The sequence below is a fragment of the Streptomyces sp. G-G2 genome (assembly GCF_030063135.1).
Lineage (GTDB): Bacteria > Actinomycetota > Actinomycetes > Streptomycetales > Streptomycetaceae > Streptomyces.
In genome coordinates, this window is sequence record NZ_JASISO010000077.1 from 1 (window position 1) to 18,941 (window position 18,941).

The window sequence follows — 18,941 nt, forward strand, 5'->3', positions numbered from 1 at the left end:
CTCTTCCGCATCCTGGCGTTAACCGCCGCGATCTGGTTCAACGACAAGACGGGGCAACCCGTCAAGCGGTCACTGACCGCCTACGATCACTGACCGCGACGACACCCCTTGGACTCATTCATCTAGCTGGTTCCTTCTGTGCGCAAAGACCCTCCTGGGATGAACCGGGAGGGTCTTTCGCCGTCCTTTGGGAGAGCGGGTGGGGAGCGTGGCAGCCCTTGACCTCGTTGCGCTCGCGCATTCGGCCAACTGTTACGTGGCCGAGGGATGACCAAAACATCACCCTCGTAACGTTCCACGTGTCGCGGACATCCCGCCCCACCACCTGCCCGGAGTACCCCCATGACCACCAGCGTCCGAGTCCGCCCCCGGCCCCGCGCCCGCCGGGCCGTCGCCACGGCGGTCGTCGCGCTCGCCGCCACCGGCGCCATGTCGGCCTGCGCGGCGGGCGGCGACCGGCTGCCCCCGGACCCCGAGGTCGGCGAGGACGTCGCCAAGAAGAACTTCCCGACGGACACGGTCTACGGCGACACGACCCGGCCCGAGCCGCGCCTGCCGACCTGCGGCGGCGACATCGAGGACGGCCACCGCACGAACAACGTGATCTTCTACGGCGACCTCGTGGCGTGAGCGACCACCCGCGCCCGGAGCCGGGCCCGCACCCGGGCCCGCACCCGGAGCCGCATCCCGACCCGAGCCCGAGCCCGGACACGCCCCCCGAGCCCGGACACGCCGGCCAGGGGCCGGGGGCCGCCGGGTGGCCGCCGGACACGGCGCACTACCGTGATGCCCGATGACCGGCCCCGCCCGCCCCGCCCGCCTCCGGCGCCTCCCGGCCTGGACGGCGACGCTGACGTGGAAGGCAGCCGTCTTCATCACCCTCATGTGCTGCGGGCTCGCCGCCCTGCTCGGCGGCCTCGTGCACAGCGCGATGACCCGGCAGACCATCGGCACGGCCCGCGAGAAGGCGCTCGACCGGCTGGACCGGGTCACGGCGGCGTACGAGACCGGTACGCGGATCCCGCGCGGCGAGGGCGTCGACCCCAAGGGCCTGCCCGAGGAGCTGCGCGCGTACGCGGCGGGTGGGCACCGCGGCACCCTCGTCGGCGTACTCCGGGACAAGCCGGTGATGTGGGCCGCCGGACCCGCCGACCGTGACGGGGTGATCGCGGCCGCCGTCGACTACGGCAGCAGCGCGAAAACGATCGCCGACCTGGACCGGGCCATCCTCGGTTCCTCGGTCCTCGCCATCGGCGGCACCCTCCTGATGGGCGCGATCGGCGTCACCCGGATCACCCGGCGGCTGCACCAGACCGCGCAGGTCGCCCGCCGGATCAGCGGGGGCGACCTGGACGCGCGGGTCGAGGACTCGGCGCGGGCCCGGGACGAGGTGGCCGCCGTATCCGACGCCCTGGACACCATGGCGGCGTCGCTGCAGCACAAACTGGAGGCGGAACGCCGTTTCACCGCCGACGTCGCCCACGAACTGCGCACCCCGCTGACCGGCCTCAACGCCGCCGCCGAACTCCTCCCGCCGGGGCGCCCCGCCGAACTCGTCCGGGACCGGGTCCAGGCCATGCGCGCGCTGACCGAGGACCTGCTGGAGGTGTCCCGGCTGGACACCCGCAGCGAACGGCCCGAGCTGGACTCGTACGACCTCGCCGCACTGGCCGCCCGTACGATCCGCACCTCGGGCACCGACACCCTGCTGCGGGTGCTCTCCTCCCACCTGGTCGAAACCGACCACCGCCGGGTGGAACGCATCCTCGGCAACCTGATCACCAACGCCCACAAACACGGCGCGGCCCCCGTCACGGTGACGGTGGAGGGCATCACGGTGACGGTGACGGACGCGGGGCCGGGCTACCCGGAGTACCTGCTGACGAGCGGCCCCCAGCGGTTCCGCACGGAGGGCATGAACAAGGGCCACGGCCTGGGCCTGACCATCGCCGCGGGCCAGGCCCGCGCCCTGGGCGCCACCCTGACCTTCACGAACCGCCCCGAGGGCGGCGCCCAGGCCCGCTTCACCCTGCACCCCCCACCCCGGTCCCCGCGGGCCTGACCCCCGGAGCCCAAGAAAAAGCCCCCAGCCGCGAACGGCTGGGGGTCAGTGCCTCATGTGCCCTCGGCAGGATTCGAACCTGCGACACCGGCTTTAGGAGAGCCGTGCTCTATCCCCTGAGCTACGAAGGCGGGTGTTTGATCTGTGTCGGCAATCACCTTACCCGATAGGCCTGCTGAGCATCTACGGGCTGCATTCCCCCAGGTCAGGGCGCGTGTGACCGGTGTCGGCAGGGGGTTCCGCCTTCCCGTTCCTACCCACCCCTTCCCTGTCTTTCCTTGATCTTCCTCCCCCTTCTGTCCCCCGGTTGTCCCCCGCCGTCCCCCCGTTGTGTCCCCCGCCTGTCCCCCCGATGCTCGTCCTCCGGGGCTATCCGTCGGGTGGCTGGGCGACGTAGTCGCAGGTGGGCGGCTGTCCTGCGCAGTGCTGACGACCGCAGTCAGTTCGCGATCTATGGGCGATGAGAAGGCGATAGGCATCTCAGGTGGGGAGGACCATGCGCTGGAGGCGTACGTCCCACACGCACTCGCGGTAGAGCCGGTTCAGGTCGTGTTCTGCGCCTTCGTCGTCAGCGTTGCAGGGCTCGGCGCCGTTCGCTCCGGGGCGGTAGTAGAAGCCGTACTCCTCACACTCTTCTTGGCCGGGCCAGCGCCCGGACCACAGGGTGAGGCAGGTGGTGCCGGGATGGGTGCAGCCGCTGCGCTGGCGGCCGGTGAGGGCGCATTGTGCGAGGCCGCACCAGTGGGTGTGGAGGTTGCCGGGGCGTGTGTGGCACTTCGGGCAGGTGTCGCTGGTTGCGGGGTTGGTGGGAGGCTCGGAGACGGGGGCGAGCTGGAGCCGGCCGAGCCACAGCGTCCGGAGGTGCTGGTCGAGTTCGCGGCCGTCGGCGATGGAGTGGAGGTTGAGGGTGCGGTGGAGGAGCTCGCGCAGGTGGATCGCGGGGAGCTGGCTGAGGGCCCAGTGGAGGGTGAGGCTGCCGTCCTTGTGGCGGTTGATCCAGCTGGTGCGGGCTCGCCAGGAGACCTTGAGTTCGGTGTCGGGGTTTGTGGTGAGTTGCGTGATGCGGCGGCCGTGGTTTTTCAGCCATTCTCGGGTTTCGTTGGCGTAGAGGTTGATGAGGGTTCGGCGTGCATCATCCTCGTTTGTGATGGCGTGCGGGCGCAGGTCAAGCGTGGGGTCGAGGTCGGGGTGGGTGTAGGCGGTGGCGGCGCTGGCGCCGGGTTCTTGGCGGGTGATGCGGAGGGTGTGGGGGCGGCCGAAGAGGGGGAAGATCTCGCCGTCCTTGATGGTCTTGGTCGGGTTGTCGGGTGCGGTTTCGCAGAAGTGGGTGAGCTGACGGTAGATCCAGCGGCGTCGGCGGTTGACGAGGTCTTGGGCTTCATCGTCGGTGGTGGCGTGGGGGCCGCGGACGATGATGTTGCCGGTGCTAGCTATGTTGAGGTCGAGGGTGGTTCGGTTGCTGGTGCGGATGGTGACGGAGACACCGTTGACGTTGATGGTGCGTTCGTTCAAATAGGTCATTGCACATGCTCCGGTTGGGGTGGGCTTTGGTGGAGGTTTGTGGTGGTGCCCCCTCCCGTTCATATCTAAATTCTACTATGAATGGGAGGGGGGTCAACTGGGCTTGAGGAACAGACCTGGCCCTTACCTTCCTCTGGCCGTGGCCTCAGCCTCGGCGAGGCGAGAGCGTGCCACCTTCAGCGCCCGCCGGGTCTCGGCGAGCTTGGCCGCCCGCCGAATCTCCATCCCCCGGAGTCTGGCCACCTGCCGCTCGCAGTACTCCAAGTGCTCCGCGTCGATGACGGCGCCCGGCCTGTGCGGCGAAGGCTTCCTCCGCGGTGTGACCGTCGTGCGCCTCAGCTCCGCGAAGGCGATGAACTCGGCCTTCGACACGTATTTGATGCGGCGGGACGTAGGGCCGGTTTCCAGGACGAGCTTGGGGAAGTTCGGATGGCGGGTTGCCCAGTTGCTGACCGCCGACCGAGTCACACCGACGAGATCGGCGCCGGCCGCGAGGTGGATCAGTTCTCCCTCTCGTCCCTGGAACTCGGCCCGGTGCCAGGTAGTGAGCGGGGTGGTCTTCGTGGTGCTCGGGTTCTTGTTCATGGCCTGCCTTCAGGTGTGCGCCCGGCGGCGGCCTCGATGAGGCCGCCGCCGGGGTGGGGGTGAGGGTCTAGTTGGTCTTCTTCTGGCTGGGCTTGTGCTTCTTGATGCCCTTCGCCAGGATCTCGGCTTCGACCTCGCTCAGCTTGTAGCCCTGCTCCTTGAGGTACGACAGCCAAGTCACGGCGTCCTGCTCGATGTTGCGCCACGCGCCGTCGTGCATGACCTCGCTCTCGAACATCGCAGCCACCTGGGCCAGCAGGAGGCGCCACCGCCGGGTCTTTGCCGTCGTAGCGATCACCGGCCCGTACGGGTTACGCACCCGGCGCCAGTGGTCAACGTTCTCGTTGGGGTCCGCCATGCCGAGGAAGGAACTGATTAGGTCCGTCTTCGGGCGGGATGCCGCCCGGCCGTAGTGGTCGGAGGTGCCCGTGATCGTGGACAGGATCAGCACCCACGTCGCGTCGTTCGCCTCGCCGCCTGCCGCGCACAGCTGGGCGATGTACTCGCGGCGCACCTCGCGGGCTGTCCTCCACGCCTTGTTGTAGCGCCGCACCTTGCGTACGGCCTCCAGTGTCTCCGGCGTCGACTTGGGGGCCTTGGCCGCAGCGGCCTGACTGTCGGTGAGTTCGTGGTCGTACCGCTTCCAGTCCGTGCACAGCCACTCCACCTCGGTGTCGCCGGGGACCAGTGCGACCGCGTGCCCGGGGCAGTCCTGGTGCAGCTCGGCCGTCATGGCGTTGCCGATGTCGCTGACGAGGTCGCTGAGGCTGCGCGAGATGCCGTGCTCCCGCTGGGCGCTCCAGGCGACCACCGGGATGTCCTTGGCCCTGAAGCCCTCGATGAGGCGGGTCCGCTCCTCCTCGTCCTTCTGCTTCTGACGCAGCTCGGCGAGGGCGTGCGCCCAGTGTCCTCGTGAGGAGTCGCCCGCCTCCACATCCTTCCTCTTGGCGCGCTTGAGGACGGTCAGGGCTCCGCCGAGCGTTTCGACGGACTGGTAGTCGGCCATCTCCACGAGGTCGAAGTCAGCGGCGTACGCCTCGCCCAGCGCCCGGGAGGTGAGCTTGGCGGCCTGCGGGGCGGCAGCGACCTCCTCGGGCTTGATGCCCAGGGCGCGGGCGGCACGCTTCTTGCGCAGCTTGCCGACCGGCATGAGGGACAACTGCTCGGCGGCGTCGAGGACGTCAAGGGTCGTCGCCTGGCGGCGGTGGACGTTCTCGATGACCGACAGGGCCAGGGCCTCGTCGTCCACGTCGCGAAGGTCTTCGCGGACGATGGCCGGCACGAGGCGGATCGGCTGTCCGGCTTCTATGGCGCGCTCGGCGGCGATGATCGCGGCCTTCATGCGGCGCTGGCCGAAGACGACGCCGAGGGCGCCGTCCTGCGCGCCGGTCTGCGGGCGCAGCAGCAGGGGGGCGTTGACGCCGAACTCCATGACGGAGTCGACGAGTGCCTGGTCGGGCTCTGTGCCGTTGTCGTCGTCGCCCCGGGTCTTGCGGTGGTTGAACGGGTCGATCACCAGGTCGCGCGGGTCGTACCAGCCGAAGTGGCCTTCGTAGGCTGCGATGCCGGTTGCGGTGGTGGGCTCGATCGCGGTAGCGGTCATGATCGGTGTCCTTAAGGGGTGGGGGTGCGGGCGGAGTCGCCGCCCGCACCGGTTGGGTTTTGTCAGGCGGAGGCGGCTGTGGCCTTGCGGGTCGTGGCGCGCTTGGCGGTTCGGGGGGCGACGCCGGTGGCCTTGGGGGCGCGACGCGGCGTGGTGGTCTTTGTCGCTGCGGTGGCTGTCTTCGGCTTGCCCGCGGGGGTCTTCTTCGTCGGAGGCTTTGCGGCGGCCGGGGCCGTGGGCGCGGTGATGTCGGTGGGCGGGTTGTTCGGCTGGGCGGGCTCGTTGCCGTCCGGGCCGTCCTGTGCGGGCTCGTCGCCGGCGGGAGCCTGCTCGGCGGACTTCTGCGGGTCCGCTTTCGGCGGGTGGGGGGTGCCGCTCTGCTGGAGCTTGGGCCGGTGGCCGCCGACGGCGGGGAGCAGGCGTTCCTCGATGGCCTTGAGGAGGGTGTCGCTGGTGCCTTCGGAGTCGCTGAAGACGACTCCGGCGTTGTAGGTGGGGAGGCCTTCCATGCGCAGGGAGGTCTGGGCGCCGACGCCGTCCCACAGCCGTCGGATGCTGATGGTGTGGCCTGCGGTGTGATCGAAGCTGACGGCTTGGGTGTCGGTGGTGTCGTCGGCCTTCGTCCAGGCTTCGCCGAGCCTTGCGGCGATCAGGTCGCCCAGGATGTAGAGGTCGACGAGTGACAGGCGGGGTGCGGTGGCGGTGTCGGTGCTCATGTGACGTTCTCCAAGAGGTGGTTGATCTAGAGGGACTGGCAGGCTGCGCGGATGGTGTCGGCGGCGCCTTCGGGGAGGCCGGTGAGGTCTCCGGCGGCCGTGTATCCAGCGAAGACGACTTCGCCTTGGATCAAGTGGGGCAGTGGTGCGGCGAGTTCGTGTACGGCGCGGGCGGCATGGAGGTTGGGCGCCTGCTGGTCGCGGTGGACGCGGGCCAGGACCACGATGTCGGGGTCGGTGGGCTGCCGGATGAAGTCGACGGCCTGGATGCTGTCGAGGAGGGCGCGGCCGATGACACGGATCTGCTGGCTGCGGGCGGTGCCGATGTCCAGCTCGCGGATGTTGCCGTTGAGGTCGATCCGCAGTGCGATCTCCGGTCCGGTCACGGTGTGCTCCTCCTGGTGGCGGCTGGTGGCTTCCCCCTCAGCTCATATCGAAATTCTACTATGCGTGAGGGGGGTGTCAACCAGATCACCACAGGTCAGAGGTGGGGGGCTAAGTCATGCACCACCCGGAATCGCAGCCGACATCGAGCGGCAGCTCATCCTGCGCGGCCGATATCGCCTCGTGCAGCGGGCGGCCGGCCCGGCTAAGGAACACCGGGTCACGCCCCAAGGCGGTACGCCGCGCGACCAGGGTCTCCTCCAGCTCGCAGGCGCGGTCGAAAAGTCCCGGCCGGTCCCGGCGCAGCTCCCTCCAGCCCGCCGTGGATTTCAGAGGGCAGAAGAAGCATGCCGACTTCGCGGGGGCTTCGAGGCCCTCATCTGCGATGACCGCCAGGCAGTCCGCCCGGCGCATCCGAAGATCCAGCAGCGGGTAAGTGACCTGCTCGTACGGCTCGGTGCGCCGGTTGGAGGCGCGGGATATCTCGTCCAAAGAGATCCCGATGCCCACCTCGGCCGGCGCCGAGACGCGGGCGCCGTGCTCGCGAAGCCAGCGCCCGGTGACCGTGATCTTGAAGTCCTTCGTGCAACTGCGGGTGCCGGGGGCACCGTTCGACATCCGGACCGGAATCGGCAGGGACCGCGAGCCTTGGCGCATCAGCCGTCCCCACAGTGTTTCGCGCTCCCCAGTGCGCCGGGTGCGGTGCAGGATGCGCAAGTCCAGCCCGTTCGCCTCGGCGTACGGCGCGGCCACGCGCTCTACGTAGTCCAGGGTGCGCGGGTCCTCGCTGTCGTCGCCGACGTTGGCGAACAGGAAGGTTCGGTGCGGGATTTCACCCCGGGCGGCCAGCACCATCAACCCCATACTCTGCGTTCCGCCACCAAAGCTGATCGTTTTCATGCCGCGACTGCTTCCAGGAGCCGCTGTGTGCGCCGGACCGCGCTGATGATCTCGGCCTTGCCGAGGACCTGGTCCCGGTGCTCGATCGCGGCGAGGGCCTGCGCCTGTGCGTCCTCGACAGCCCTCGGGTTGGAAAGGGAGTTGTCGCAGGCGACCGTCACGTGAATGCCGAGCTGCCAGACGATCGCGTTGACGGCCGCGCAGGCGGCCGCGATGTTGTCCACGTCGACCATCGACCAGCGGTAGGCGGCCGGATCGTGGCCGCGGTCGCGCAGGATCTGCGCGGCGGCGCGCAGCAGCCCCCCGCTGCCGCCCGCAGGGTCGTGGATGTGCTGCCCCGGCTGAGGGCCACCATAGGCGCGCTCTGGGTCCCAGAAGGCGCCGAGGCTAACGGCGGCGAGGGTCTCGGCCGCCGGCGCCGGGGTGTGGTACTCACCCAAGCCCTGCTGGGCGCCGTGGGATCGCAGCAGCATCATCGCGTGGGAGAGCACGTCGGTGCGCGAGCGCATGTACGGATCGGCGTGACCGGTCAGGTCCAAGATTCCGGCTCGGAGCGCGGCCTGAGTGACCGCGCGGACGGCGTAGACACGGTGGCTGTCCGGCTCGGCCTCGTCGTTGAGCCACTCGTGCAGGATCCGGGCGCGCTCAATCAGGTCGGGCCGGGCCCTCCAGTGCCCGGCCCATATCTTCCGGTACATCGCGATGAGGTCGCCGTCGCTCTGGGCGAGGATCTGCGTCTTGAGGTCGGGCCCGGAGGGGTCCTTCACGTGGATCAGGGCGAGCGCGGCCACGATGCCGATGGGGACCTCGATGTGTGTGCCGCCGTGCGCGCGGTTCCAGGCGCCGGTCACGGCCTCGCCGAGGGCAAAGGCGCGGCCGTGTACATCGTGTGAGGAGCCCGGCCGGTCGGCTGCCGGACGGGCCGGGGGTGCGGCCGGCCGTGCGGGCGGGGTGGCGGCCGCCCTCGGCGCGGGCGCAGGCCTGCTGAAGGTGGCCGGTACCGGCGTGGGTGCGGGGTCGTCGAAGGCGGCGAAGAGGTCGAGCTGCTCGGTCATCGTGGTGCCTCTCGTGAGGGGGTGCCAGAACGGGACGGCCCGCCCCGCAGGTGCGCGGGGCGGGCCGGGAGCGGGGGGAGGTTCCCCTCCCGCTCATATCTAAATTCTACTATGAATAGGGGAGGGTCAACCTTGCCCACCCGGCACAGGGGGCCCGGGCTTCTGGGCCTGGTCAGCCCCGGTCGATCCAGAGCATCCCGTACGGCGTCTGCCGGACTATGGACATCTGCGCCTTGTGGATGTCCTCGTGAACGGCCTCCCAGTCCACGAGGCCCGTACCGTCGTGATAGCCCTCCAGGTCCCAAGCGGCCGGAGTGCCTTCGAGTCCGGCCATGATGTCCGTGAGATCGTCGCCGAAACCGATCACGGCATCACGGAACGAGGTGTGGACGTCGGACAGCCGGTCCCGCCAGGAGTGGTCCCGCTCCACCCACGGGTACAAGCTGCCGGGCTTCCATCCCCGGAAGCCAGAGACCGCATCCACCTCCAGAAGCGCCGCCCATGCCACCGCACGCTCTCGGGACCGCAGCGGCGGCAGATAGGTCAGGCGGTACGGAGTTCGCGGACCGCCCGGCCGTCCCGCGTCGAGCGCGGCGCTCTGGCGCTCCGCGACGGCGCGCGCCTCCAAGCGGGTTCCCATCCTCGTCACCGGGGTGTACGTCTTCCACTCTGCCCCGGTCGCGGGATCGCAGAACAGGGCCAGCCATGCGCCGTGCCGGTCGGTCCTGGCGTGCTCGGCGGCCGTCATCGGGCCTCATTCGAGAGGCTCTCCACCGCGGGGGTGATCCACTGCTGGTATTCGCGAGGGAAGTTCGTGCGGAGCTCGCGTATGTATTGGACCGCCTTCGTGGCGTGCTCCCGACGCTCCTCCGTGGTCAGTTCCGCGTAGACCGACGGGCGGTGCCGGCCTTCGGGCCATGTCGTGCGCATGGAACCGCCTCCCGCCATGGCCAGGTGCCAGTCCGCGTTGGCCAGGAGGCGGCCCACGGACTGCCTCTCGATGGGCTCGGCGTCCATGTGCTCGATGAAGTCGGGGTGTGCGAGCGTGCCGTACACCGTGCCGTACGCGCAGTCGGGGGGCATCGAAACCCAAAGGCGCTGGGAGTGCTGCTCGACCGCCTCGACTTCGATGACGGGCCGGTTGTAGGCGAGGCAGGTGCCGTGTCGATTGGACAGGTACAGGATGCTGATGCGGTCGCCCGCTTTGTACGTGGTCATGGTGCTCCTCTTGGTGGTTCAGGTGCGGGGGAAGGCGGCTAGGGCGCCGCGAGCGCGCCGGGCGGTGGCGGTGCAGGGGCCAAGCAGGTGCTCGGCGAGAGCGAGGGTGCGTTCGTGGTCCCCGGCCTTGTGTGCGAGCAGCAGGCGCTGGGTGCCGTCGAGGAACTGCTCAGCGGTGGTGGCGTGCCTGGTGTGGTAGCGGCAGGTGCCGGTCGCGGTCATGGCGAGGGTGTGGAGCAGCACCGGGAAGTCGGCCTTCGGGGAGCATCCGGTATGCCGGATGGATGGCCTGTTGCGCCGCAGGTGGCTGTAGAAGCGCAGGCCTTGCCAGCCGCAGAGCAGGCAGTGCACCGGCCACAGGACGTCGGAGCCCGGGTATCCGGCGCGTGGGGCCCAGCCCAGCTCGTCGATCCGGGCGAACGCGACGGCGGCTGAGGTCAAATTGCGGGTTGTCGGCGGGAGTTCGGAGAGATATCGGCTCAGGTGGTCGGGTTCGGGCATTGAGTGCAGGTGTCCTTCCGGGCTGGGGTGGGGCGAGGGGGTGGTGGTCACCCCCTCGCCTTATATCGAAATTCTACTATGAATGAGGGTGGGGTCAACCTTGGTCAACTCCGCCGACTGCCCCCTATGAGGCCGACTTGGCCAGGTGCTCGGCCATCTCCTCCGGCGACTTCCGTCCGGCGACGCCGTCGTACTTCAGGGTGTGCGTCATGTCGCCGAAGGTGCTGTTCTCCCTCGTGACCACCTCCTGGTGGACGTTGAGGATCGAAGGCACCGTCACCGACTTCGGGTTTACCCGCAGCACCTCGTACCAGCGGCCTCGGCACCGGACGTAGTCCCCGCGCGTGAAGTCGCCCTTCGACCAGACTTTGAAGCCCTCCTTCTCGGCTTCGGCGATGATCTTGCGCCACTCCTCACGCTCCTCGGCCACCTCCGCCCGGCGCCGGCGGACCTCGGCGGCTTCCTCCGCGTCCTCGAGGTTCCAGCTGCCCGTCTCGCCGCTCAGGACCCGGTCCCAATGACGCAGGTCCGCCTCCAGCTTCTCGATGCGCCGGAGCGTGCGAGGGGGGTCGTTGCGGTACCGCTCGTAGTTCGCGGCGGCCTCCTCCCGGTTGGACCAGTGCGCAGCCCGGTCGTCCTCCTTGATGCTCTTGCCGAAGGTGTCGTGGATGCGTTCGCGGAACCGCCGGTCGCTGTTCTCGCTGTAGTGCCCGCTCTGGACTGGCTGACCGAAGGGGATCCGCGAAGCCATCGAACGGGCCTTCGCGTGGAGGGCGTCCGCGTTCGTGGCCGCCGAGTCGGCGTACCCGCCGAACCGCTCGGCCCTGCCCTCGGCGCGCTCAACGCGGTCGGCCTCTGCCTGTGCGAAGGTGCGCCGATCGTCCTCATCGACGGTGACCGCCACGGTGAACCCGCCGGCCCGCAGGTTCTCGGCAAGCTGGTTGATGGCCCTCGTGTCGGCCTGCTTGTCCCGGCTGTGCGGGAAGTACCAGCAGCCCAGGTTCCGCGAGTACTTGTACGGTCGGCTGCTCCAGCCGTACACGCGCCGCTTGAGGATCTCCCCGCTGCCGTCGCCGCGGCCCGTCCCCGTCACGAGGGTGCCCTCTCGACGAGTGTGCTTGATCGTGATCGTCATCGCATTTCCTTGAGGTGTGAGGGTGCGGGGATGAGGCACTGGGCGCGATGCCAGCCGCCGAGCAGTGCGTCCACGGTGGAGTGGCTGCTCCTCAGCTCGTACCAGCGGCCGCCTCGGGTGCCGGTCTCGGTGATCTCGAAGACCAGGTCCCGGCCGTCGGCGCCGGTGAGCGGAACTCCGCCAGGGCCCCGTAGGAGGAGGACAGGGTCGCCCGGGTTCACGCCGGCCATCCGGTGGAGATCCGGGTCGCGAGCATCAGCGCGGCGGCGAGTGAGGTCTCCACGTCGTCCAGGTCGAAGGCCAGCGACTGGGCGAGCAGGTAGTGGGGGCTGAGGAGGTGCACGAAGTCGGTCCGCTGGGTCATGCCCCCCCGGGCGGCGGACTCTGCGGCTTCGGCGAGGTATGCGGCGTGGCGCAGGGCATCGTCGTCGGCTTCACCGAGGAAGGCGCCGCGCGCCTCCCAGGCTGCCTGGAGGAGCAGCATCCGGCGGGTCTCCGGCGCCACCCGCTGCCACATTTCCAGAAGGCCACCGTCCCGGGCGAGCTCAAGCGGGGTACGGCGCTCTGAAGGCACACGCAGGAGCCTGGCAGTCATGATCAGCGCGGCGCGCGTCGTGTAGAGGTCGATCACATCGGGCTCCGGTCGGGGGTCGTGAACGGGCTGGCGGTGGAGCAGGCCGTCGCGGGCGGCGGGGCCGGGACGTCAGGCCTTCCTGCCGGGCGGCCTGTTGCATTCGATTCGGTCATTTGTCGATCGGGATGAGCGTGGTCAGCTTGAGCAGGGCGAGCAGCGACAGACGCAGGTCGTCCCTGTCGGAGGCCAAGCTGCTGGCGAGGAGGAACGCCGTGGAGCGGGCTTTGCAGAAGTCGTGCAGGGTGCCGCCCTCCTCCCCGGCCCAGGCCGCTGCACCCTCGATGAGGTGCTGAGCGTGGAGGTCCTCGGCGCCCTCAGGGAGCGCGATGTCCGCCTGTCGGGCCTCGAAGGCGGCCACCAGCAGCTGGAGCAGCCTCAGTTCCGGCCCGAGGCCGACCCACTTCGCGTGAAGCTCGAACGCCACGATCCGGTAGAGGCCGGGCTGGTCGCTGTTGAGCGCGAACGTGCGGGCGAGTGCCCGCAGGGACTCCTGGGCGCTGTCTATGAGGTTCACGTGCTGATTTCCTTCGGGATGTCGGTGGTGATCGGTTCAAGTCGCGTGTTCGCGATGTCCTGCCGCAGCCGGCGGCGGCCGCGCTTCTTCATGGACCGCCGAAGCTGCTTGGTGGTGCGGGAGTTGTAGGCCTCTTCGTGGACGTAGAAGCCCTTGAGGCCGAGTGCGGCGATGCTGCGCGGGGTGAGGATCACCGGGTGCTGCCGTGGACGATGCGGGCTGCGGTCATCAGCTGGCGTGCCTCGTGGCCCCGGCCGAGTTCGAGGAGCGCGGCGACTTCGAACATGGTCAGCCAGCTGCAGGCCGGTACGGCGGCGGCGAACTCGGGGTATCCCTGGGCGTGCTTGTGGCCGGGGCGCCTCGACCAGGCGCGGCGGACGACCCTGGCCGCCAGGTTGGCGGCGCGAGCTGTCTGTTCGCCGTTCAGGTTGAGCGTCGTGATGATCTCGCCCGCCGCGATGATCGGCAGGTGCTTGAAGGACATGAGTGTTCCCTTCGGGATTCCAAGAGGTGATGGGGCCGGGGCCCGCCCGTATGGGCGGGCCCCGGTGGTCTCAGTCGTTGGCCCAGCCGAAGAACAGCCAGCCGTTCTCGGCGTTGGCCGTGGTGATCGGCAGGGCGCCCGCAGGTCCCCACTTGTTGTCGATGCGTGGGTCGCCGGAGTCGATCAGTTGCGCTGCCCGGCGATGTGCGGCTGCCTCGGATCGGCGGACTTCGTCGATGACGGTGAAGCTGTCCTTCTCCGCGATGCTGCCGGTGCCTTCCCGGTGTCCGTGCTCGTACCGGGCTTCGTCGCGGACCGTCGCGAAGGCCTTGACGGGATCGTCTCCAGCGGCTGTGTCGAAAAAGGTGATGGCGCCCATCGGGTCCTCCAGGTGGTGTCTCGGGTGGCGGCGTGGCGCGGCCCGCCCCGGTGGTGGGGCGGGCCGGGAGAGGTCTGCGCTCAGCGGATGTGGACGCGCGGCCTGTTGGCGCGCATCGGCCGTGGACGGCGGACGGGGGTCGGGTTCGCGGTGCGCCGTACCTCGCACAGCAGTTCCTCGACCGGATCAAGGGCGAAGTACTCGCCGCTGGTGACGTTCGCGATTGCCGCGTCCAGCACCGCCCGGTGGTCGTCGGGGGTCCGCTTCTCCCCCCACTCCTGCATCGCGTCGCAGTCGGCCTCGTCCAAGCCGTGAGCCCTGGCGTAGTCCTCCCACATGCACACCGTGTCGACGGCGGCCCAGGTGATGGCGACCTCCGCCTGCTGCTCGGTGACCGCGTATCGGCTTGAGATGTCCAAGATGTGCAGGGGGTGGGGGAACGGGACGTTCATGTGCGGCCTCCGGAGTCTGGGTTGGTCGGGGCTTCCCCCTCCCTCTTACCTGAATTCTACTATGGCTAGAGGGGATGTCAACATAGACCCGCAGGTCAGAGCCCCGGCGGTCCGGGGTTAGGCTGCGGCCGGAGCGGCCTTCCGCGCACTGCGGGCACCGCGCTTGCGGATCGTCGCCGCCCCGGCCGCCCGGCTCTCCGCCCGCTGCGCCGTCACGCGGCACTGCCCGCAAAGGGGCTCCCCGTTGCGCCTGTGCCCCTTCACGCCGCTGCTCTCTCCGCACACCCCCGCCCGCGACGGAAGCGTCTTGGGCAGCCCCGGCGCGTTCCCGATGGACCCCACTTCCCGGCCGTTGACCCAGATCCGCGCCGAGCACACCCCGTCGAACTGGGAGCCCTTCGGGCGGACCCGCTCGTAGCACTCCGCCAGCACCGGGCACGCCAGGCAGGCACGCAGGAGCGGGGCGCTCGCCTCGTGGAGCTCCGCTACCGGCCGGCGGGCCATGCCCGGCGTGAACACGAAGTCCTCGATGCCGGTGCACGGCGCCAGCTCCAACCAGGCCGTCGGGGCGGTGGAATTGATCACGGGCTGCTACTTCCTCGACTCGGTGGAGTGGATCAGAACAGGGAGGGCTGGGGGCTGACTGCCGGGAGGATTGCGTCCTTGGCCGCCGCCGACCGCAGGGCCAGCAGCGCCGCCCTACGGGACCAGGGGAGGTAAAAGCAGGCTTGCCAGGTCGCGTGGTCCCGGAAAGGGGTCGGCCCGCGGTGGTAGGCCCTCGCGTGGGCGGCTTCCGCGTCCACGGCCTGGCGCAGCGCCCCGTAGCGCACCGGCGTCAGCCGCACCTCGATCAGGTCTGTCACGGCCTGCCATCGCACGACGCCCGACCTGGCGCCCTCCGGAGCCTCCACCGCGTACCCGAAGCCGAGCGGGGCGGGCGGCCACGTGCAGAGCGCCCCCTCGTCTGGCTCGCCAGGTAGGCGGCGCATCCGAAGGCGCCGGATGGGGTCGAGGAGCGCCCGCTCTCCCCAGGCGGCTCGCTCGTCGTTCAAGGCGAGATCGGAGAAGGCGGCCAGCTGTGCCGGGGTGAAGAAGTCGCGGGCGGCCATGCGCCGGTCGTCGTCGGTGAGGGTCACGCTCAACCCACGCTCCGTGAAAGGTGATGGCCTATTTCGCGCCCGTGGCCAGTGCCTTGCCCCTCCGGTCGGCCTAGCCCTGGGGTCAAAGGGCGGCTAAGTTCCTCCGGCGGCAGGGGGCTGGTTGCGGCTGATGGGTGCTGAGATACAGCGGCGCTCGACCACCTGGAGGTGGGCCGTCGGTCGGGCATTTGAACTCTCCAAGAGGTGTGGCGGAATTCGCCGGTGAGGGTGGATCTGGGCGCCGCGAGGCGAGGCCCTGGCCTCGCGCTCAGAGTATACGAATGTGGTGGCCTATTTCCTCTTCTGTCGCCGCTCCTGCGCCGTCTTCTCCTTGACCTCCCGGTTCCGGAGCCGCATCTCGGCGATGGCATCCGCAGCCAGCGCCGACAGCGGAGCGCCATCCGAGCGGACCTCGCTCAGCACCCGCTCATCCCGAACACGCTCCCGCTCCTGGTAGGCGTCCTTCTTCGCCCGCTCCTCGTCCGCCCGCTGCTGGCGGGGACTGGTCCCGCAGCCACGGCAGGAACGCCCCCCGCCAGCAGGGTGGGCCGGGCAGCTCCCCGAGCCCGGCGCCCCCGCCGGAGTCTGTTCTGCTGCGGGCAAAGGCTCCCCGGCAGCGCCAGCTGCGGGGGTTGGGGGGTTCTTCTCTGAGTACTTGATCTGGTTACTACCTATAACCCCCGGCGAACCCCCGACCGGAGAACCAAGACCCGGATCCCCTGCTCCTGGAGAACCGAACCCCGAAAACCCGGTTTCGGTCCCCGCCTCCCCCTCCTTCACGGCAACGGACCCGGCCGGCTTCCGCCCTCCGGGCTGCTTGGCGCGCCGGGCCACCCGCCGCTCCTCCGACTGCCGGAACTCCGCTGCCGCCCACTCCTGCGCCTGGTCGTACACCTCTGTGACCCGGTGGAACGTTCCGTCCGCCAGACGCTCGGTCACCACCCGGTAGTACCCGGCGTCCCGCAGCTCCCGAAGCGCCGTACGGACCGCCTCGACGCCCTCCTTGCCCGCGTTCGAGATCCGATCGGCCGCGACCCGCCACGAGTCCGGTTTCGCCAGCAGGTACGCCAGAATCCCCCGGGCCCGGAACGACAGCCGGGAATCCTCGAGGGTGGCCGTCGGCAGCACGGTGTAGCCGGTGCTGAGGTGGCGGCGCAAGATGGTCACGGGGGAGCCTCCAAGGGCATCTGAACGGCTGAAACATGGGTGTTGGGGTTGCTGGCCACCCGGCGGTCTGCGGGGCGGCCAGCGGCGGCGTCAGGCCGCGGGGCGGGCCTTCGAGACGTTGATGGAGCGGGCGGACTTCTTCCCCGGCGCCTTGCGCATCGGCACGGTCATGCCGGCGCGGCGCATCACGCGGATCATCGCTTCCTGGTCCGGGACCATCGGGACCGCGAGGTCGGCATCCTCGAACGCGTCCACCATCGCGGACACGTCCGGCTCCTCCTTGTCCTTCCCGCCGTCCCACCCCAGGTGGTTCGAGCCGTAGTTGCCCTCGGGGGATGCGTCGACCATGGCGCGCACCAGCTCCTTCACCCGGCTGGCCTCGCGGGCCCGCTCCCGCGCGCGGACGTATCGCTCCAGTGCCTTCGCGCGGTCGGCGTCGTCATGGATGAGGACCGTCTGCGCTGGCACGCCTGGGGCGGCCTCTGGCCAGCAGGTGTCGAGGAAGGGGCAGTTGTCGCAGATCGTGGACAGGCCGGGGCCGTCGTGGTCCCGCCGGAGCTTCTCCGGGTCGTCCTCTTCGGTGACTCGGTCCACCCACCACCGCGCCTGGGCGGCTAGCCACGGGTCATACGGGAACTCCTGGACCTCCTCCTCGCCCGTGTCCCGGTTGACGAACCGGAACCGGATCAGCGCCACCTCGATCGGCCCCAGGCGGGCCAGGTACCGCTGGCCGGGGATGTCCGCGAACCCGACCGTGGCCAAGAGGCTGGCGTACAGCAGTACCTGCCGCATCTCGGCGGCGGTCGGACCGAACCGTACGACCCGGTCCCAGATCCGGCCGGACTTCGTCTTGATGTCCTCCACCGTGACGGCGTGCGCCGCGATCTTCGGCCGGTGCCGCTTCGGCAGCCGGGCCGCCGTCGCCGCATCCAACTGCACGACGTCCACGTGCCCGCGGATCGTGTCGCCCACCACGGTCCGCTCCACCAGCCACCCGTACTCCCGCCGGGCATCCTCAAGGAGCCCCGTGTGGATGTACGTGCCGAGGATCGCCGCCTTCTTGTCGGGCGTGTTGGTGCGGGGGGTGCCGGACAGGATGTACCCGGCACGGCGCATGCAGATGGTGTCCGAGGCACCGAGCTGCGTCTGATTCGACCGGGGCCGCCGCGCATCGGCGGCGTGCGCGGCCTCCCAGATCGACACAGGAGTACGGGGAGGCAAAGCCGTTGTCGTCATGAACTTCTCCAAGAGGTGTGCCGGGCCCGCCCGTCGCGGCGGGCCCGGCGAGAAGGCGAGAGGGTCAGGCCGAGGCGTACTCGTCGAAGGCCGCCTCCGGCGCCCCCTGTCCGCCTTCCTCGGCGGCCGCCGCGCGGAGCCGTGCTGTGTCCCTCGTGGGGTCCAGGAGCTTCCTCGGGTTCTGCAACTCCACGGCCTTGTGCTCGATGGACGCCCGCACCACGAGGACTTCGTCCCGGCTCAGGCTCTTGTCGACCTCCACCTGCTTCCACAGCCTCTTCAGTTCGTCCACCCCGCGCTTGGCGGCGTTCTCGACCTTCGGCAGCCACGCCTGCGCCAGGTCGCCGGTCAGCTCGGGGGTGGCCTTCGGCTGGTTGTGGATCGCGCAGCCCATCAGTCCGAACACCAGCTCCTCGATCGTCTCGGGCGCCGGCCGCGCCTTCCCGTTGCGGGGCACCTCGAATTTGAGGCTGCGGGCGCCGATGATCTGCGGCTGCTCGCCACGGCGCAGGCGGATCCACACGGTCGCGTCGTAGGCCAGCGACTTGTGCCCCTCGACCCTCCAGTCCTTGGTGCGCGGGATGGGGTCACCCTTCGCGTCGACGGCCGCGACCTCCTTGCCGCGCGCCAGCAGAATCACGATGCCCGGCATCGTGCGCACGAGGTACATGACCCGGTTCCACCGCTCCGAGGCGTCGTTCCACAGGTTCATCGACGGCTTGACCTCTGCGTCCGGGTCCTTGTCCAGCTTGTTCTGGCCGCTGTTGGAGCGCCGGGCCCGGTCGTTGGTCCAGTTCACGAGCATCCGCCAGAGCATCGACACCGAGTCGATGACCAGGACGACCGGCTTCTCCTTCGCCGCTGCCGCCCGCTTGGCTTCCGCGTGCACGGCTTCGAGCTGGCTGAGGATGTCGCGGTAGGTGCCGTTGTGGTCGATGACGAGGTAGTCGGCGCCGGGCACGTTGGCGTACTCGTCGGCGGTGTCTTCGCCCAGCTCCAGCCAGTACGCCTGCCCGGTCTTGTCGGAGCCGGTGAAGGCGGCGGCGCGGTGAGACTTCCCGGCCTTCTCCTCGCCTTCGAGGAGGATCACGGGCCAGGGGATGACGCCGGTCGGCTTGCGGGTGCGGACCTTAGTGGTCGACGCGCGAAGTCCTTCGGGGGTTGACTCCGGAGCCGGTGGTGAGTGTGGCGATTCTCGAGGGCATCAAGCGTCCGTATCGGGCTGCGTCCCTGCTTGGAACAGGTGAACATTGACG

The 18,941-nt window shown here is 69.7% G+C and carries 25 protein-coding genes and 1 tRNA gene; 2 read left to right on the forward strand and 24 right to left on the reverse strand.

All coding sequences use genetic code 11. From position 1 onward, the window contains the following. Positions 1-342: 342 nt before the first annotated feature. Both QMF80_RS38190 and QMF80_RS35930 read left to right on the forward strand, forming a co-directional pair. Positions 343-630, forward strand: a complete 288-nt coding sequence (locus tag QMF80_RS38190) for a class F sortase (RefSeq protein WP_349372276.1) — start codon at positions 343-345, stop codon at positions 628-630. 163 nt (positions 631-793) lie between these two features. Beyond that, positions 794-2,062, forward strand: a complete 1,269-nt coding sequence (locus tag QMF80_RS35930) for a sensor histidine kinase (protein ID WP_283461307.1) — start codon at positions 794-796, stop codon at positions 2,060-2,062. Positions 2,063-2,120: 58 nt separating this feature from the next. Here QMF80_RS35930 and QMF80_RS35935 read toward each other — a convergent pair. The 24 genes from QMF80_RS35935 to QMF80_RS36050 form a co-directional block, all read right to left on the reverse strand. After that, positions 2,121-2,193 (reverse strand) — tRNA-Arg (locus QMF80_RS35935). A gap of 349 nt (positions 2,194-2,542) precedes the next feature. Next, positions 2,543-3,583, reverse strand: coding sequence for a YgjP-like metallopeptidase domain-containing protein (locus QMF80_RS35940; protein WP_283461310.1), 1,041 nt, complete (start codon positions 3,581-3,583; stop codon positions 2,543-2,545). Positions 3,584-3,706: 123 nt separating this feature from the next. Next, a complete protein-coding gene (locus QMF80_RS35945) occupies positions 3,707-4,168 on the reverse strand; it encodes a hypothetical protein (RefSeq protein WP_283461311.1) in 462 nt (153 codons plus the stop codon). Positions 4,169-4,235: 67 nt separating this feature from the next. Further along, a complete protein-coding gene (locus QMF80_RS35950; RefSeq protein ID WP_283461313.1) occupies positions 4,236-5,771 on the reverse strand; it encodes a ParB/RepB/Spo0J family partition protein in 1,536 nt (511 codons plus the stop codon). Positions 5,772-5,833: 62 nt separating this feature from the next. After that, positions 5,834-6,487, reverse strand: a complete 654-nt coding sequence (locus QMF80_RS35955) for a hypothetical protein (protein ID WP_283461315.1) — start codon at positions 6,485-6,487, stop codon at positions 5,834-5,836. A gap of 26 nt (positions 6,488-6,513) precedes the next feature. After that, the gene (locus QMF80_RS35960) at positions 6,514-6,873 is read right to left on the reverse strand and encodes a hypothetical protein (protein ID WP_283461317.1); all 360 of its coding nucleotides are present in this window, start codon (positions 6,871-6,873) and stop codon (positions 6,514-6,516) included. 109 nt (positions 6,874-6,982) lie between these two features. Next, positions 6,983-7,771 (reverse strand): phosphoadenosine phosphosulfate reductase, encoded by a 789-nt coding sequence (locus tag QMF80_RS35965; RefSeq protein WP_283461319.1) that lies wholly within the window; start codon positions 7,769-7,771, stop codon positions 6,983-6,985. Beyond that, positions 7,768-8,826, reverse strand: coding sequence for an N-6 DNA methylase (locus tag QMF80_RS35970; protein ID WP_283461321.1), 1,059 nt, complete (start codon positions 8,824-8,826; stop codon positions 7,768-7,770). Before QMF80_RS35970 ends, QMF80_RS35965 begins: the two co-directional genes overlap by 4 nt. A 172-nt stretch (positions 8,827-8,998) precedes the next feature. Further along, positions 8,999-9,574 carry a hypothetical protein gene (locus QMF80_RS35975; protein WP_283461323.1) on the reverse strand — a complete coding sequence of 192 codons (576 nt, stop codon included), beginning with the start codon at positions 9,572-9,574 and terminating at the stop codon, positions 8,999-9,001. After that, a complete protein-coding gene (locus QMF80_RS35980; RefSeq protein ID WP_283461325.1) occupies positions 9,571-10,044 on the reverse strand; it encodes a hypothetical protein in 474 nt (157 codons plus the stop codon). Before QMF80_RS35980 ends, QMF80_RS35975 begins: the two co-directional genes overlap by 4 nt. A gap of 18 nt (positions 10,045-10,062) precedes the next feature. After that, positions 10,063-10,545, reverse strand: a complete 483-nt coding sequence (locus QMF80_RS35985; RefSeq protein ID WP_283461327.1) for a hypothetical protein — start codon at positions 10,543-10,545, stop codon at positions 10,063-10,065. A 124-nt stretch (positions 10,546-10,669) separates the two neighbouring features. Beyond that, entirely contained in the window at positions 10,670-11,680 is a 1,011-nt protein-coding gene (locus QMF80_RS35990; RefSeq protein ID WP_283461329.1) for a DUF3560 domain-containing protein, read from the reverse strand. Beyond that, positions 11,677-11,910, reverse strand: coding sequence for a hypothetical protein (locus QMF80_RS35995; RefSeq protein WP_283461331.1), 234 nt, complete (start codon positions 11,908-11,910; stop codon positions 11,677-11,679). The genes QMF80_RS35990 and QMF80_RS35995 overlap by 4 nt, the downstream gene beginning before the upstream one ends. Further along, complete coding sequence (locus tag QMF80_RS36000; RefSeq protein WP_283461333.1) at positions 11,898-12,197, reverse strand: hypothetical protein; 300 nt, start codon at positions 12,195-12,197, stop codon at positions 11,898-11,900. The genes QMF80_RS35995 and QMF80_RS36000 overlap by 13 nt, the downstream gene beginning before the upstream one ends. 226 nt (positions 12,198-12,423) lie before the next feature. Then, positions 12,424-12,828 (reverse strand): hypothetical protein, encoded by a 405-nt coding sequence (locus QMF80_RS36005; protein ID WP_283461335.1) that lies wholly within the window; start codon positions 12,826-12,828, stop codon positions 12,424-12,426. After that, positions 12,825-13,022, reverse strand: coding sequence for a hypothetical protein (locus QMF80_RS36010; RefSeq protein WP_283461337.1), 198 nt, complete (start codon positions 13,020-13,022; stop codon positions 12,825-12,827). Before QMF80_RS36010 ends, QMF80_RS36005 begins: the two co-directional genes overlap by 4 nt. Next, the gene (locus tag QMF80_RS36015; protein ID WP_283461339.1) at positions 13,019-13,312 is read right to left on the reverse strand and encodes a hypothetical protein; all 294 of its coding nucleotides are present in this window, start codon (positions 13,310-13,312) and stop codon (positions 13,019-13,021) included. Before QMF80_RS36015 ends, QMF80_RS36010 begins: the two co-directional genes overlap by 4 nt. 70 nt (positions 13,313-13,382) lie before the next feature. Beyond that, positions 13,383-13,691: a hypothetical protein gene (locus QMF80_RS36020; protein ID WP_283461341.1), complete on the reverse strand. Its 309-nt coding sequence runs from the start codon at positions 13,689-13,691 to the stop codon at positions 13,383-13,385. 80 nt (positions 13,692-13,771) lie between these two features. After that, entirely contained in the window at positions 13,772-14,143 is a 372-nt protein-coding gene (locus tag QMF80_RS36025; protein WP_283461342.1) for a hypothetical protein, read from the reverse strand. Between the two features lie 117 nt (positions 14,144-14,260). Next, positions 14,261-14,728: a hypothetical protein gene (locus tag QMF80_RS36030; RefSeq protein ID WP_283461344.1), complete on the reverse strand. Its 468-nt coding sequence runs from the start codon at positions 14,726-14,728 to the stop codon at positions 14,261-14,263. Positions 14,729-14,760: 32 nt separating this feature from the next. After that, on the reverse strand, positions 14,761-15,285 hold the full coding sequence (locus QMF80_RS36035) for a hypothetical protein (RefSeq protein WP_283461346.1): 525 nt from the start codon (positions 15,283-15,285) through the stop codon (positions 14,761-14,763). Positions 15,286-15,573: 288 nt separating this feature from the next. Continuing rightward, complete coding sequence (locus tag QMF80_RS36040; RefSeq protein ID WP_283461348.1) at positions 15,574-16,410, reverse strand: helix-turn-helix domain-containing protein; 837 nt, start codon at positions 16,408-16,410, stop codon at positions 15,574-15,576. Between the two features lie 129 nt (positions 16,411-16,539). Then, entirely contained in the window at positions 16,540-17,652 is a 1,113-nt protein-coding gene (locus tag QMF80_RS36045; protein WP_283461349.1) for a hypothetical protein, read from the reverse strand. Between the two features lie 97 nt (positions 17,653-17,749). Next, positions 17,750-18,775 carry an AAA family ATPase gene (locus QMF80_RS36050; RefSeq protein ID WP_283461351.1) on the reverse strand — a complete coding sequence of 342 codons (1,026 nt, stop codon included), beginning with the start codon at positions 18,773-18,775 and terminating at the stop codon, positions 17,750-17,752. Positions 18,776-18,941: the final 166 nt, after the last annotated feature.